Origin of the sequence: Peribacillus sp. TH27, from assembly GCF_016650915.1 — a bacterium.
Lineage (GTDB): Bacteria > Bacillota > Bacilli > Bacillales > DSM-1321 > Peribacillus > Peribacillus butanolivorans.
In genome coordinates, this window is the sequence record NZ_JAEKEV010000002.1 from 2,897,929 (window position 1) to 2,911,959 (window position 14,031).

General features: G+C 38.3%; 14 protein-coding genes. 6 read left to right on the plus strand and 8 right to left on the minus strand.

Translation table 11 applies throughout. The features are described 5' to 3' along the window. Positions 1 to 210: 210 nt before the first annotated feature. From nagA to JFU24_RS15225, 5 genes are all read left to right on the plus strand, one after another. Complete coding sequence (gene nagA / locus JFU24_RS15205) at positions 211 to 1,389, plus strand: N-acetylglucosamine-6-phosphate deacetylase (protein WP_201222417.1); 1,179 nt, start codon at positions 211 to 213, stop codon at positions 1,387 to 1,389. Then, entirely contained in the window at positions 1,389 to 2,123 is a 735-nt protein-coding gene (nagB, locus tag JFU24_RS15210; RefSeq protein WP_201188279.1) for a glucosamine-6-phosphate deaminase, read from the plus strand. The genes nagA and nagB overlap by 1 nt, the downstream gene beginning before the upstream one ends. A 14-nt stretch (positions 2,124 to 2,137) precedes the next feature. Then, positions 2,138 to 2,860, plus strand: a complete 723-nt coding sequence (gene phnF, locus JFU24_RS15215) for a phosphonate metabolism transcriptional regulator PhnF (protein ID WP_053348252.1) — start codon at positions 2,138 to 2,140, stop codon at positions 2,858 to 2,860. A gap of 86 nt (positions 2,861 to 2,946) precedes the next feature. Then, positions 2,947 to 3,669 (plus strand): SIS domain-containing protein, encoded by a 723-nt coding sequence (locus JFU24_RS15220; protein ID WP_201188276.1) that lies wholly within the window; start codon positions 2,947 to 2,949, stop codon positions 3,667 to 3,669. Between the two features lie 208 nt (positions 3,670 to 3,877). Beyond that, positions 3,878 to 4,402, plus strand: coding sequence for a YtxH domain-containing protein (locus tag JFU24_RS15225; RefSeq protein WP_201222418.1), 525 nt, complete (start codon positions 3,878 to 3,880; stop codon positions 4,400 to 4,402). Positions 4,403 to 4,573: 171 nt separating this feature from the next. Here JFU24_RS15225 and JFU24_RS15230 read toward each other — a convergent pair whose 3' ends face one another. From JFU24_RS15230 to JFU24_RS15255, 6 genes are all read right to left on the minus strand, one after another. Further along, on the minus strand, positions 4,574 to 5,464 hold the full coding sequence (locus tag JFU24_RS15230) for a foldase protein PrsA (protein ID WP_201250168.1): 891 nt from the start codon (positions 5,462 to 5,464) through the stop codon (positions 4,574 to 4,576). Between the two features lie 365 nt (positions 5,465 to 5,829). Next, positions 5,830 to 6,903, minus strand: a complete 1,074-nt coding sequence (locus tag JFU24_RS15235; RefSeq protein WP_201250169.1) for an ABC transporter substrate-binding protein — start codon at positions 6,901 to 6,903, stop codon at positions 5,830 to 5,832. Continuing rightward, positions 6,900 to 7,703: an ABC transporter permease gene (locus JFU24_RS15240; protein ID WP_201188268.1), complete on the minus strand. Its 804-nt coding sequence runs from the start codon at positions 7,701 to 7,703 to the stop codon at positions 6,900 to 6,902. The genes JFU24_RS15235 and JFU24_RS15240 overlap by 4 nt, the downstream gene beginning before the upstream one ends. 1 nt (position 7,704) lies before the next feature. Beyond that, positions 7,705 to 8,508: an ABC transporter permease gene (locus JFU24_RS15245; RefSeq protein WP_053348246.1), complete on the minus strand. Its 804-nt coding sequence runs from the start codon at positions 8,506 to 8,508 to the stop codon at positions 7,705 to 7,707. Next, positions 8,498 to 9,607: an ABC transporter ATP-binding protein gene (locus JFU24_RS15250; protein WP_053348245.1), complete on the minus strand. Its 1,110-nt coding sequence runs from the start codon at positions 9,605 to 9,607 to the stop codon at positions 8,498 to 8,500. Before JFU24_RS15250 ends, JFU24_RS15245 begins: the two co-directional genes overlap by 11 nt. A 73-nt stretch (positions 9,608 to 9,680) precedes the next feature. Further along, entirely contained in the window at positions 9,681 to 10,223 is a 543-nt protein-coding gene (locus JFU24_RS15255) for a helix-turn-helix domain-containing protein (protein WP_053348244.1), read from the minus strand. A gap of 215 nt (positions 10,224 to 10,438) precedes the next feature. Between JFU24_RS15255 and JFU24_RS15260 the strand changes: the two genes are divergently transcribed. Continuing rightward, a protein-coding gene (locus JFU24_RS15260) for an IS3 family transposase (RefSeq protein WP_201182105.1) occupies positions 10,439 to 11,787 on the plus strand; the annotation gives its coding sequence in 2 pieces (ribosomal slippage) (positions 10,439 to 10,883 and positions 10,883 to 11,787; 1,350 coding nt in all). Between the two features lie 51 nt (positions 11,788 to 11,838). Here the strand turns inward: JFU24_RS15260 and JFU24_RS15265 are convergent. Continuing rightward, positions 11,839 to 13,224, minus strand: coding sequence for a protoporphyrinogen oxidase (locus JFU24_RS15265; RefSeq protein ID WP_201250170.1), 1,386 nt, complete (start codon positions 13,222 to 13,224; stop codon positions 11,839 to 11,841). Between the two features lie 296 nt (positions 13,225 to 13,520). Beyond that, a complete protein-coding gene (locus JFU24_RS15270; RefSeq protein WP_201250171.1) occupies positions 13,521 to 14,015 on the minus strand; it encodes a GNAT family N-acetyltransferase in 495 nt (164 codons plus the stop codon). Positions 14,016 to 14,031 lie beyond the last annotated feature (16 nt).

The window sequence follows — 14,031 nt, forward strand, 5'->3', positions numbered from 1 at the left end:
ACTAGCATAAAAAATATATAGATGTCTATACCAATTTATTTGAAAAATATACTATATCCTTCGAAAATAAAGCAAAAATATCATTTTTATTCCCGCTACTCCTTAACTGGTCTAGACAACTTATAATAAAAGCGATAAAATGAGGGCAAAATATATGAGACCAATTTATGACTCATTCATTAAGTTTTACTTTCATAAAGGAGATTATGTATGAAAACATTCATTATTAATAATCTAATAGTTTATAGCGAAAAGGAAACATACAAAAATGGGTACATTAAAGTCGTCGACGGAAAAATTGCCGAAGTAGGTCCAGTCAACCAATACAAACATGACGATGATGCTAAAGTAATTACACTTTCACCGGATTATCAGGTAATTCCAGGTGCCATCGATATTCATATTCACGGGGCATCTAATGCTGATGCAATGGACGCCACATATGAAGCTTTATCTACAATGGCAGAAACACTTCCAAAAGAAGGAACCACCAGCTTTCTGGCCACTACAATGACTCAATCGACAGATGCCATTGAATCAGCACTTCTTAATGCGGGTAATTATATCGGAAATCAAACACAGGATCACGCTGAAATAGTTGGGATTCATTTAGAAGGTCCTTTCATTTCACCAGCACGTAAGGGAGCACAGCCTGAAGAGTACATCGTTGATCCTGATGTCCCTCTATTTAAAAGATGGCAGGAAATTGCCCAAAATCAGATCAAGCTTGTAACGCTTGCACCTGAACAACAAAATGGATTAGATCTTGCAGCTCACTTAAAGGAAACAGGCGTCGTCGCTTCCATTGGACATTCAGATGCAACGTATGACCAAATAGGTGAAGCGATTTCTGCAGGGACTACTCACGTCACGCATCTTTATAATGGGATGCGGGGTCTTCATCACCGCGAGCCTGGTGTATTGGGTGCTGCTTATCTTAGAGACGAGCTGTTTGTTGAACTTATTGCTGATGGCATTCACTGCCGACCGGAAATGGTGAAGTTAGCTTATAGCCAAATTACCAGTGACCGGATGATCTTGATAACGGACTCGCTTCGTGCCAAATGGCTTGAAAAGGGTACCTATGATTTAGGCGGCCAGCCCGTGTATGTTAACGAAACGACAGCAACCCTATCAAATGGAACACTCGCAGGCAGTATATTGAAAATGAACGATGCCATTAAGAACACCTTGCAATATACAGGCTGTTCCATGACTGACATTATTAAAATGACGGCAGAAAATCCTGCCAAACAGCTTCGGATTTTTGATCGAAAAGGTAGTATACAGGTTGGAAAAGATGCTGATCTTGTAATATTAAATGAAAAATTGGATGTTGAAATGACGTTCTGCAGAGGTAAATTAGCATTTAAAAAGGAGAATGTATAATGAATATTATTAAAGTGCAGGATTACAAAGAAATGAGTCAGTCAGCTGCAAATATAGTCATTCGAAAAGTTAAAGAGAATTCGAAAATCAAGCTCGGTCTTGCAACAGGCGGGACACCAAAAGGGACGTACGATACGCTAATTGAAGATCACATGCAAAATAATACTTCTTATGAAAACGTAACATCATTTAATCTAGATGAGTATATCGGCTTAGATTCAAATGATCCAAACAGTTATCATTATTATATGGACCAGTCATTATTTGCTCATATTAATATAAATAAAGAACAAACTTATCTTCCAAATGGTACAGCCGATAATCTTGACAAGGAATGTACTCGTTTTGACAAAATGATTGAAACATTGGGTGGGATTGATCTTCAAATACTTGGAATTGGACAAAATGGTCATATTGGTTTTAATGAACCAGGAACTTCTTTCTCGTCTGGTACACATGTAGTCGCACTTGAGGAATCAACTCGACAAGCGAACGCACGCTATTTCGACTCCATCGACGAAGTACCCACACATGCAATTACGATGGGTATTGCCACAATAATGAAAAGTAAAGAAATTCTGCTGCTAATATCAGGAGAAGAGAAAGCCGAAACCTTGAAGAAATTAATACACGGGGAAATAACAGAGGAATTTCCTGCATCTATCCTTAAAAAACATAATAATGTTACAATTATCGCAGACCAAAAAGCGTTATCTGGAGTGTTAATACCCTAAAGGAGCGAAAATCAATGATTGATAAAAACTCACCTCTTCCAATTTATTTTCAAATCGAAGAACAAATAAAAAGACAAATAGAAAGTGGTGAGTTCCAAGCGCACAATGCCCTTCCATCTGAACGTGAATATGCAGAACAATTCGAAATTAGCCGAATGACTGTCCGTCAAGCCATTAATAACCTAGTTAATGATGGATACCTATATCGTCAGAAAGGCAGAGGAACCTTTGTAGCCGATAAGAAGCTGGAGCAGCAGCTTAATGGACTGACTAGCTTTACAGAGGATATGAAAGCCCGAGGGCTAAACCCAAGCAGTAAACTGCTGAGCTTCGAAATCATTCCGGCAAATAAAAAAATTGCTAATGAACTGCACATTTCCACTTATGCTCCTGTTTATGAAATAAAGCGGATACGATTGGCCGATGACGTTCCAATGGCACTCGAAACGATGTATATGTCTGCGAATTTAATTAAGGGATTAACTGAAGAAATTATCAACCTGTCCCTTTACCAATATATAGAAAATTACGCTAAACTTAAAATCGACTATGCTACACAAACATTAGAATCAGCGATTGCTTCAGATACAGAAATTACCCATTTAGCGATTCCTAAACATTCGCCCATTTTATTCATTCAAAGGAATACGTTTTTACAAGATGGAACCCCCCTAGAATATGTTAAATCAGCTTATCGTGCAGACAGGTATAAGTTTACAATCAACATTACTAGATAATTTGAATATTTTTACCGGATATGCAAGTAAGGACAAATTCATCACTATAATCTTTTAATGCTAAAGGTAATCGGAGGGTGTCACATATGAACTCATATTTTGAAGCAGTGCAGGATTTACTCTCAACTGTGGTAGAACAGGAAAAGCTTTCGATTAAGGAATCTGTGAAACACATCTCAAAAGCAGTAATGTCAGATGGAATCATCCATTTGTTTGGAAGCGGACACTCTCATATATTGACAGAAGAGGTATTCTACCGCTCAGGCGGGTTAGCAGCCATTCGTCCTATTTTCGTTGAAGATTTGATGCTTTTTAAGGGAGCATCAAGGTCATCGCAACTTGAAAGACAAAATGGCCTATCAGAGAAATTCATGAATGATGAGGATATCCGTCCTGGTGATGTCTGTATCGTCATTTCATCCTCTGGTGTCAATCCCGTTCCCATCGATGTTGCTACAATCGCAAAAGAAAAAGGCGCCTTTGTTATTGGATTGACTTCACCTGAGTATGCTAACAGTTGTTCTTCACGGCATAAACAGAAACTTTTTCTCCACGATGTCGTTGATTTAATCATAGACAATCATATTTCCAAAGGTGATACATTACTGAAATCAAACAATATATCATTTGGATCTGGATCGACTGTAATTGGAGCTGTCCTTCTAAATATGATTTTCACCCAAGTCATTGAGACCATTATTAAATCAGGGGTGACCCCTCCCGTTTTCCTAAGTGGGAATATCGAAGGGGCAGATGAACACAATCAAAAACTAATCGCGAAATATAAAACAAGGATTCCCCAATTGTGAATCCTTTTCCCAAAAAGGAATACATAAGTTTTTTGTTTCGTTAGTTCCATATGCAAAATTAAAAGAAGGCATCCATACGGATGCCTTCTTTTAATTTTAGAGGTACTCCCTTTTATTCCTTGTTTTTATTATACAAGTTTAAGTTATGGTAAATAAGGGAAAACCCTAATAAGCAATCAATCTACTATTCTTAGAGGAGGAAATATAGATGACACAACCAACTATTGAAACTGAAACGAATAGCAAACTGTTAAAAGGTATTCTTATTGGCGGACTTGTAGGTGGTGCTTTAACCTTACTTGACTCCAATACAAGGAATAAAGTAAAAAGATCGGCAATCCTTTTAAAAGACAACTCCGTGAATATGATTGAACAAGTTAAGGAAAATCCAGGCGAAGTGAAGGAACAGATGGTATCTAGCGTTAAAGGAGCAACCAACACGATTAAAGAGGCAATCAATGACGTTGAAACTTTATATGAAAACGTTAATGAAGACGTGGTAGGCAAGGTAACCGAAGTAAAGGATATCTCCACTGATGCCCTTGATTCAGCCAAAGAAGCAACAAGTGAACTAAAAGGCATCAGCTCCAAAGTTGTAGTGGCGGGAAAACAATTGAAAGAAACCCCAGCTCAGTCATTAAAAGATGACAATAAAAAAGGAGAAAAAGAAAGTGATGAACTAGTTACAAAATCAGAACTCTCCAATGAAAAGTCCATTTCATCTAACTTCTAACAAATAAAAAAGGAGAAGAGGACAATACGTCTCTGCTCCTTTTTTCTAAATATGGTCCTATCCTCTTCAATAATCATATTTTCAAAAAGATTACTAAATACAATGGATAGTGTTATAAAAAAGATGGTCCAAAGTGGATGTTATTCGATTTGGAATCATCTTTTTCACCCCTTATTCAGTACCTCCTAATTTATTCGTTATCTCATGATCTTCTTTTACTTCAGCTAACCAAACAGAATATTCCTCTTGTAATCTTTCAGAAAGAAGCGTTTCTTTAATTTCTTTTTTACTGTCTTCTAAATTAGCTTTTTTCGCTTCCTTCTTACCGGTTACTTTTATGATATGGTACCCATAATCTGATTTAACTGGATCACTGACTTTATCTATATCAAGATCAAAGGCAACATCTTCAAATTCCTTCACCATATCACCTTTACCAAAGTATCCTAAGCTTCCACCCTTTTCTGCCGTTTCTGTATCAGTAGAATATTCAGCTGCCAATTTAGCAAAATCGCCACCTTCTGCAATTTCTTTCGCAACTTTCTTAGCCGTTTTTTCGTCATCAACTAAAATATGACTAGCTTCCACTTGTTCTGCTTGAGCAAAGGTATCTTTATTATCTTCAAAATACGTGCTGATTTCATCATCTGTCACGGTAATTCTCGGTTCAATCAATTTTTTCGTTTGAAGATAAACCACAATGTCTTTTTTCAAGGCATCCATGGAAGAACCGCTTGCTTCCAATTGTTCTTTGAACGCTTTTTCATCACCATAGGATTCTACCAGAGTATCGATCTCTTTCTGGATTTCTTCATCCTTAATTTTAATTCCCTCTTTTTCCGCTTCCAATGCAACCAATTTATTTGTAATTAATAGGTTTAATGTATCTGCTCCATACCCCTCAACAAGCGCGTCATAAAGCTCATCCTTATTGATTTTCTCTCCATCTACGCTCGCCATTGTCTTATCTGTAGACGAAATCATCGCAAATACCATGATACCAGCAATGACTAAGATGCTTCCTGCCCAAACATATGCCTTCGTGCTTCTTAATAGTTTCATGAATACTCTCCTTAATTTTTCTATTATAATAGCTTGGAAATATTAATAAATCCTTAAGATTTTACTCCCACTGCTGTATACACTTTATCCAGTCATTATACTAACATACTTATCTCTCAACTGATATTTTAGAGTACTTTTACTAAAGACTGATTGTCTACCGTCTGACCAATTCAATAAAGATTCATTATTCCAAAGATGATAAGTTATATCATAATACTGAATTTGGGAGTATAGCTAACAGGAGATGATGATGTACTTTTATATGTTTGGCACGAAATCCACATTAGAACTAGTCACAAACTTAGAAAAGAAAAAGCATGGCGTAAGTAGAGGATTCCTCTTACACCATGCTCTTTCTTGTATTATTTACGATGCATTTTGAATTCCAAAAAGAGTTCATTGTAATGGGCTAAGTTTTTCTTCCCAAGGTTTTCGTACACTTCCAGTTTCTCTGTTAATTCTGGTGATGGATAAAAACGTTCATCCTTCACTACTTCTTCCGGCATATATTTCAACGCTTCTTTATTAGGAGTTGAGTAGCTAACATATTCAGCGTTTTGTGCCGCTACTTCTGGATCCAGCATGAAGTTGATAAACTGATGAGCTGCGTCCACATTTTTGGTCGTTTTCGGTATTACCATATTATCAAACCATAAATTAGACCCCTCTTCAGGCACCACATATTCGAGATCTTCATTTTCAGCCATAATTTCAGAAGCCACTCCCGACCAAACCAGACCAATCGCCGCCTCCTGTGCTTCCAATAGCATGCGGCTTTCATCCCCAACAATTGCTTTAATGTTCGGAGTGAGTGTATCGAGCTTGGCTTTTGCCGCTAGAAGATGTTCTTCATTCGTATCATTCAGGGAATAATTCAAAGAGTTCAGCCCCATACCAATTACTTCTCGGGCACCATCTGTTAAGAGGATTTCATTTTTCAAATCCTTATCCCATAAATCTGCCCAGGCTGTAATCTCTTTACCACCAAGCATCTTAGAATTATAAACTATACCAACAGTTCCCCAGAAGTAAGGAACGGAAAATTTATTTTCTGGATCGAACGGCAGGTTGATAAATCGCTCGTCGATATTTTTCAAATTAGGAAGCTTGGAATGATCCAAGGGAACAAGTAAATCTTCTTCACGCATTTTATCAATCATATATTCGGACGGGATAGCGATATCATAAGTCGTACCGCCCTGTTCGATTTTGGTCATCATTGCTTCATTAGAATCGAACGTCTCATAAATGACCTTGATGCCTGTTTCTTCTTCAAAACGGTCGATTAAATCTGAATCGATGTAATCGCCCCAATTATAGATGGTAAGCGTATTGCTGCTCGTAAAACCCTGCGATGTATTCAATCTTGAAATCGCATATAAAAGCAGGGCAGATACGACAGAAATGACTAAGAACATTTGGACGAGCTTTTTCATCGTCTCCCTCCCATTCCCGTCTGCCTGACTCGTTGAGTAATAAAATAATAAACGACAACCAACAGAAGTGTTACTGCGAACAGCAATGTCGATAACGCATTAATATTTAATGAAATTCCACGGCGCGCCAATGAATAGATTTCCACGGAAAGGGTGGAGAATCCGTTACCAGTCACAAAAAATGTAACCGCAAAATCATCGAGTGAATAAGTCAAAGCCATAAAAAATCCAGCAAAGATACCTGGTAAAATGTAAGGCAAGATAACCTTCGTCAATACATCCCACCGGCTTGCCCCTAAATCACGGGCAGCATCGATTAAGGTCGGACTCATCTCCTGAAGTTTTGGAAGCACGAGTAGAACAACAATTGGAATACTGAAGGCGATGTGTGACAACAGTACGGAGTAAAACCCGAGCTTGATTCCGGCCATTGTGAAAAGAATCAGGAAGGAGGCACCAATAATCACATCTGGGCTGACGATCAATACGTTATTCAGAGACAATAACGTATTTTTTGCTTTACTGCTCGTAAAGGACCGGATTCCAATTGCTCCAATCACGCCAATGATCGTAGCGATTAGTGCAGATAATAAAGCAATCACAAGTGTATTTAATACAATGATCAACAACCTTGTATCTTGGAACAGCTCCCTGTACCATTCAAAGGTAAACCCTTTGAAGTCATACATCGTACCACCGCTGTTAAACGAGTAAAATACTAAAAAGAAAATCGGTGCATAGAGTACGAGAAAAATCAAAACGAGAAACGCTTTTGATAATGGTGATAATTTATTACTCATTTTACACACCCTGCTTTCGGTTACCCGTTACAAACATAATCAGGAACATTATAATAATCAAAAAGACAGCAATTGTGGAACCCATTCCCCAATCCTGTGTCACGAGAAAATGCTGCTCGATTGCCGTACCAAGGGTAATGACACGATTACCGGCAATCAACCTTGTCAGCATGAACAATGAAAGTGCTGGGATGAAGACGACCTGGCACCCCGTCTTAACACCGTCGATTGTTAACGGGAAAATCACGCGGCGGAATGTCATCCATCGGGACGCTCCTAAGTCATTTGCCGCATCTAAAAGTGTTGGATTCATTTCGTCCAGTGCATTGAATATCGGTAAGATCATGAACGGGATAAATATATAAACCGAAACGAATATGAAACTGAAATCTGTAAAGAGAATTTGCTGCTTCCCAATTCCTATGGCTTCTAGAAAACCATTCGCCACACCATATGTGCCAAAAATACCGATAAAGGCATAAGCTTTTAAGAGTAAATTAATCCAAGAAGGTACGATGATCAGTAACAGCCACAACTGCTTATGTTTGGTTTTTGTCAACAAGTAAGCAGTCGGATAGGCCACTAACAGCGATATCCCTGTAATTAAAAAAGCATACCAAAATGAGCTCAAAGTCATTTTTAAATAAACGGGTGTAAAGAATTTTTGATAGTTAATCAATGATAGATTTCCTTCGATATCAAAAAAAGAATAATAAAGGATGAGCAGAATAGGCGCAATAACAAATAGAGCAATCCATAGGACATAAGGAATGAAGTAAATATTACGGGACATTTTATTCTGCATGACTTTCCCCATCATGATACGCTTCTAGACGCTTATCGAATTCTTCCTCTGTTTCACCTAACCTCATGACATGAATTGCTTCAGGATCGAAATACAGTCCAATTTCGTCTCCAACTGTCGCCTTTTTAGTAGATTGGACAAGCCATTCATTACCATCATGGTCATAGCAGCTGATTTCGTAATGCACACCACGAAATAGCTGAGAATCCACTCGAACCTGCAGTTTCCCGCGATCAACAGAAGTAATCTCTAAATCTTCTGGACGGATGACAATATCCACTGCTTCATTACGATTCAAACCTTGGTCGACGCATTCAAATTGCCTGCCGACAAATTCCACTAGATAATCTTCAATCATTTTTCCTTTTACGATGTTAGACTCACCAATGAAATCAGCAACAAACCGATTCAGCGGCTCATCATAAATATCCGTAGGCGTCCCACTTTGTTGAATTTTCCCTTTGTTGAGGACAAAGATTTCATCCGACATCGCGAGTGCTTCCTCTTGGTCATGAGTGACGAAGATAAAGGTGATTCCAAGCCTTTGTTGTAGTTCACGTAATTCATATTGCATTTCTGTACGCAATTTCAAATCAAGGGCAGATAACGGTTCATCAAGAAGGATAACTTCTGGTTCATTAACAATCGCTCTGGCAATCGCTACCCGTTGGCGCTGACCACCGGACATTTCCCTGATTTCACGTTTTTCATAGCCCTCCAAATTTACGAAGCTCAGAGCTTCCTTTACCTTTATTTCTACATCCGCATTTTTCATTTTTTTGATTCGGAGCCCGAATGCCACATTTTCAAATACATTTAAATGCGGAAAAAGTGCATAATCTTGAAAAACCGTATTAACTTGTCGTTTATTGGCTGGAACATTATTGATTTTTTTTCCTTCAAAATAAATATCGCCCTTGGAAGCTTCCGTAAATCCAGCAATCAAGCGAAGGATAGTGGTCTTACCACAGCCTGAAGGACCTAAGAGTGTGTAGAACTTGCCCCTCTCAACTTCAAAACTAACATTATCGAGAACAACGGTATCATCATCAAATTGCTTTGTAACGTGTTCGAAGCGTATAATCTTCTCGTTTGTCATAGCTACTTCCCTCTTTCCATTACCTTAATAATCTATTTTTACCCTAAACAAACGGCAGCATATGTTTTGGTTTCTATAAATATGATTCCGTCACCACAAGCAATAACTCAGATGGACCATCAAAATCATTGATGATTTGGTGTTCATCAGATGCATGAAAATAAATCGATTCCCCGGCTTTTACTAGATAAGTATGTGTACCTAGTTTTACAATAACTCTTCCACTTAATACATAACCGAATGTTTCCGATAAGGATGGTTCAAATTTTTTGAATTCCCCCTTTTCCTGAAGAGTCAGGCGAATTGGTTCCATTTCCTTCTCATTCGATTCAGGTACAAGCCACTGAATTTGATAGCCTCGTTCCTCATCAATAAAAAATGTTTGTGCCTCTTCCTCATAAACTACTTTCTGGACCTGTTCCTCTTCATCGAAGAATTGCTTTGGAGTACAGCCTAGTACTTCTAAAATATTGAAGAAAGTTTCAATTGAAGGCGAACTCAAATCTCTTTCTAATTGTGAAATATACCCTTTGCTTAAATCAGTTCTTTCTCCCAACTCTTCTTGGGTCAATCCCTTTTTCAAACGAAGGTTTTTTATTTTCTTTCCAATTTGCATAATTTTACCCTCAATCGGTTTACAAATAGTAAACTCGAAGTGCATAAAGTTTTGTATTAGTAAACTTAAAGTTTAATTTAACGAATATTATTATACAGGAAATGCAGGAAACTTCAAACGAAATTTCCAGGATAGCAGATACAAAAAAAAGGACTGCCCCTTTGAACTGCACCCCAATTGTTAGACAACATCTAACAATTGGAGGTGCAGTTTTTTTGACTAAATATACGATAGACGAAAAATTACATGCAGTTTTAGAGTACTTGGAAGGGAAAAAATCCTATAAATCCATCGCACAAGAAAGAAATGTAGGTTTATCCCCTCTGAAGAGATGGGTCGCTCGCTATCTAGAACATGGGATGGAAGGAATTGCTTCATCCTATACAAATTACACTCTGCCCTTTAAACTAGAGGTACTTAATTATATGAACGAATATGGGGCATCGATCAGCGAGACCGCTGTACACTATAATCTTCCTTCCGATTCTACACTTTTGAAATGGTCAAATCAGTTGAAGGAAGGAGGTATAGACGCCCTTAAACCAAAGAAAAAGGGGCGTCTATCCATGAAAAAAGAAACCAAAAAAACATCACCAGCTAAAGGCTCTCAAGAAGCACTTCTTGCCGAATTAGAATACTTACGTGCAGAGAATGCCTATCTAAAAAAGTTGAATGCCTTAGTTCAAGAAAAGGAAGCCCTACAAAGAAAGACAAAGCGAAAGTAGTCCATGAACTAAGGAAACAATTTGATTTAAATCTGCTTCTATCCATTTCTAACATGGCACGGAGTACATACTATTATTGGGTAAACGCCTTCGGGCGTGAGGATAAATACACAGAAATGAAATCCCTTATCGAAGAGATTTTCCATACGCATAAAGGGCGCTATGGGTATCGGCGTATCACCCTAGAATTACGTAACAGAGGTGCTCGCATCAATCATAAAACAGTTCTCCGATTGATGAATGAACTAGGATTGAAGTCTTTAGTTCGCATGAAGAAATACCGTTCGTACAAAGGGAAAATCGGCAAGATTGCACCCAACATTCTAGCACGTGATTTCAAGGCAACAAACTCAAATGAAAAATGGGTGACAGACGTCACAGAATTCCATCTAGCTGGGGAGAAGCTATACTTATCGGCCATTCTTGATCTGTTTAATGGAGAAATCATCGCCTATAATGTCGAATCTCGGCCTGTTTATCCCCTCGTTTCCAAAATGCTGGAGAAAGCCTTTGACCGCTTGGAATCGAAAGATTCACCCATTCTTCATTCAGATCAGGGCTGGCATTACCAGATGAAACAATATTCGCATGATTTGAAAAGACATAACATTACACAAAGCATGTCCCGTAAAGGAAATTGTCTCGATAATGCGGTCATAGAAAACTTCTTTGGCCTATTAAAATCAGAGTTACTTTATCTTCAAGAATTTGAAAGCATGGAGCATTTCAAACAAGAATTAGAAGAATATATCCATTACTACAATCATCAACGAATCAAGGTAAAATTAAAAGGCATGAGCCCGGTAGAATTCCGGGTTCATGCCCTCAAGGCTGCCTAATTAAATAAAGTGTCTAACTTTTTGGGTTCACTTCACCCTGGCAGTCCCCCTTTACAACTTCGCATAAATCTCTTGTGCTTTCTTTTCCCCATCTGCAATACAGTCCGGTATTCCGACACCATTGTATGAACAGCCAGCAAGTAAAACATTCGGATAATTCTCGGCGATTTTCGCCTCCAACGATTGAACAATGTGAGGATGCTTTATATGGTAGTTCGGCATATCTTCATGCCATTTTGTTACTTCACTAGTTATAGGAGTCCCGGAAATATCCAAGCTATTTTTAATATCACCTAAAGCCACCTGTATTAATTCCTGTTTCGTTAGGGACTGTAATCGATCATAGTCTGGACTTGAGCTTTTATAAAAGAGCCTTACTAAAAGCTGACTGTTTTCAGAGGTATGCCCCCATTTCCTGCTCGTCCACGTACAGGCGTTACAAATTAAATCACTATTATCACCAGCAATGAAACCTGTCCCATCATTAGGAAGCATGCTATCTGGTATATCAAACCCAAGATAAATGCTAATCATCGAGCTATTGATTAAGCCCGCGAAGTCTTTATCCAGCTCCTGATCACCCAATAGTTTCTGGGCAATAGTGTGCGGCGTACTCAATACGACGAAATCCGTTTCCAGCATTTCACCATTTGCCAATGAAATTATATACCCTTCATCATTCTTTATTATTTTTTCCGCCTGGGTCCCTTTTAAAATTTCCACCATATCAAGACTTTCCTCAATACGGTCAATCAATACAGATAAGCCATTTTTAAATGAAAGGAACTTCTTATTTCCATTGCTCTGGTATTTCTGCTTATTTTCAGATAGACCGCGTATGATGCTGCCATATTCATTTTTATAATCCAGCATCTCTGGCAGTGTTTTAGCAATGGTCAATTCATTCAATTTCCCTGAATAAACACCCGATAGGACAGGTGAAATTTGTTTTTGCACCAATTCCTTACCTAAGAAACTTTCAAGAAATAAGCCGATTGAGTCATTCTTCGTAAACGTCTCATTTTTTGTATAGAAATCCTTTAAGGCGTCGACCTTCCCTTGTGCAGATACAAGTTCACTCTCCGCCAAAGACTCTAAGCTCATTGGAATTCCAAATAAGGCATCTTCCGGGATTTTCTTTAGCACGCCATCCGTATGGATAAATGATTTTCCTGTAGCATTATAGACCACTTGATCCTCTAGGTTCAATTCTTTAAGAAATGGTTTTATATTTTGTTTCCTGGCGACAATCGAATCGGCACCCGCTTCTATTTTAAATGGCCCGTCATGCACGGTCCTGATTTTACCGCCTAATTCCTCATTACCTTCTATTAATATTAATCGTACGGAGAGACTGTCCGCTTTAGCTGCTTTTTGTAAATAATACATGGTTGATAAACCTGTAATGCCTCCACCTACGACTACGACTGTTTTCATTAGGACTACACCTCGATTAACGAAATTTTCATTAAGTAAAGTGTACCATAAGGCAGCCGTATTATTAAAAGCGACCCTCTAAATCATCAAGTTTCCTAATGAAACTTGTAACAAATTGGACAAAGAAAAAGACCTTCCCTGTTTCGAAAAGTCTAATTGCCCTATGCATATATCAGTTGTTACCTATTTAATAATTCGTAATCGAATGAATCTATATTTACGTGTGGTTCCTTTTTCTTTTTTTCCAATCAGAAGGAAAGCAATACACTTCACAAACCAACCCATCAAATGCAATCTCATAATCTATATTCCATTATCTCCATCCACCCGCTTCTTCCTTCTTTTTGAATTCCTGTATCTTGAAATCCGGATTTCTCATAAAGAGTTTTCGCTATCACGTTCATAGCGTCCACTGCAAGAATAATCGAATCTTTGTTTGGAAAAATCTCCTTTGCGAATTCTGGAAGGACTCGCAAGGCTTTCTTCGCAATCTTTTTGCCTTGGTGCTTTTGATCAACGAGAAATCCACGGAGTAAAATTGCTTTCTTATTGTTGGTGAAAGGGCTAATGTTTTCTCCAATGTGTAAAACGAAAAAACCAACAGGGATACCATCAGCCAATATAACGAAAGGATGCCTGTCCACATCTTCCCGGCAGTATTGTAGTGACTGTTCCGGTAGAGCTGAAAAGGAGGTTTGTGTTTCCGGTAAATAAAACTGTGACAGCTCCTGATGATGTTCTAGCAGATAAGGCGTTAAAGTGATGGTCTCGATTTTCTGTTCCTGTTCCAACTGATCACACTCCTTC

Coding starts and splice junctions, on each gene's coding strand:
- nagA (WP_201222417.1), top strand. CDS start 211: ATGAAAACATTCATTATTAATAATCTAATAGTTTATAGCGAAAAGGAA.
- nagB (WP_201188279.1), top strand. CDS start 1,389: ATGAATATTATTAAAGTGCAGGATTACAAAGAAATGAGTCAGTCAGCT.
- phnF (WP_053348252.1), top strand. CDS start 2,138: ATGATTGATAAAAACTCACCTCTTCCAATTTATTTTCAAATCGAAGAA.
- JFU24_RS15220 (WP_201188276.1), top strand. CDS start 2,947: ATGAACTCATATTTTGAAGCAGTGCAGGATTTACTCTCAACTGTGGTA.
- JFU24_RS15225 (WP_201222418.1), top strand. CDS start 3,878: ATGACACAACCAACTATTGAAACTGAAACGAATAGCAAACTGTTAAAA.
- JFU24_RS15230 (WP_201250168.1), bottom strand. CDS start 5,464: ATGAAACTATTAAGAAGCACGAAGGCATATGTTTGGGCAGGAAGCATC.
- JFU24_RS15235 (WP_201250169.1), bottom strand. CDS start 6,903: ATGAAAAAGCTCGTCCAAATGTTCTTAGTCATTTCTGTCGTATCTGCC.
- JFU24_RS15240 (WP_201188268.1), bottom strand. CDS start 7,703: ATGAGTAATAAATTATCACCATTATCAAAAGCGTTTCTCGTTTTGATT.
- JFU24_RS15245 (WP_053348246.1), bottom strand. CDS start 8,508: ATGCAGAATAAAATGTCCCGTAATATTTACTTCATTCCTTATGTCCTA.
- JFU24_RS15250 (WP_053348245.1), bottom strand. CDS start 9,607: ATGACAAACGAGAAGATTATACGCTTCGAACACGTTACAAAGCAATTT.
- JFU24_RS15255 (WP_053348244.1), bottom strand. CDS start 10,223: ATGCAAATTGGAAAGAAAATAAAAAACCTTCGTTTGAAAAAGGGATTG.
- JFU24_RS15265 (WP_201250170.1), bottom strand. CDS start 13,224: ATGAAAACAGTCGTAGTCGTAGGTGGAGGCATTACAGGTTTATCAACC.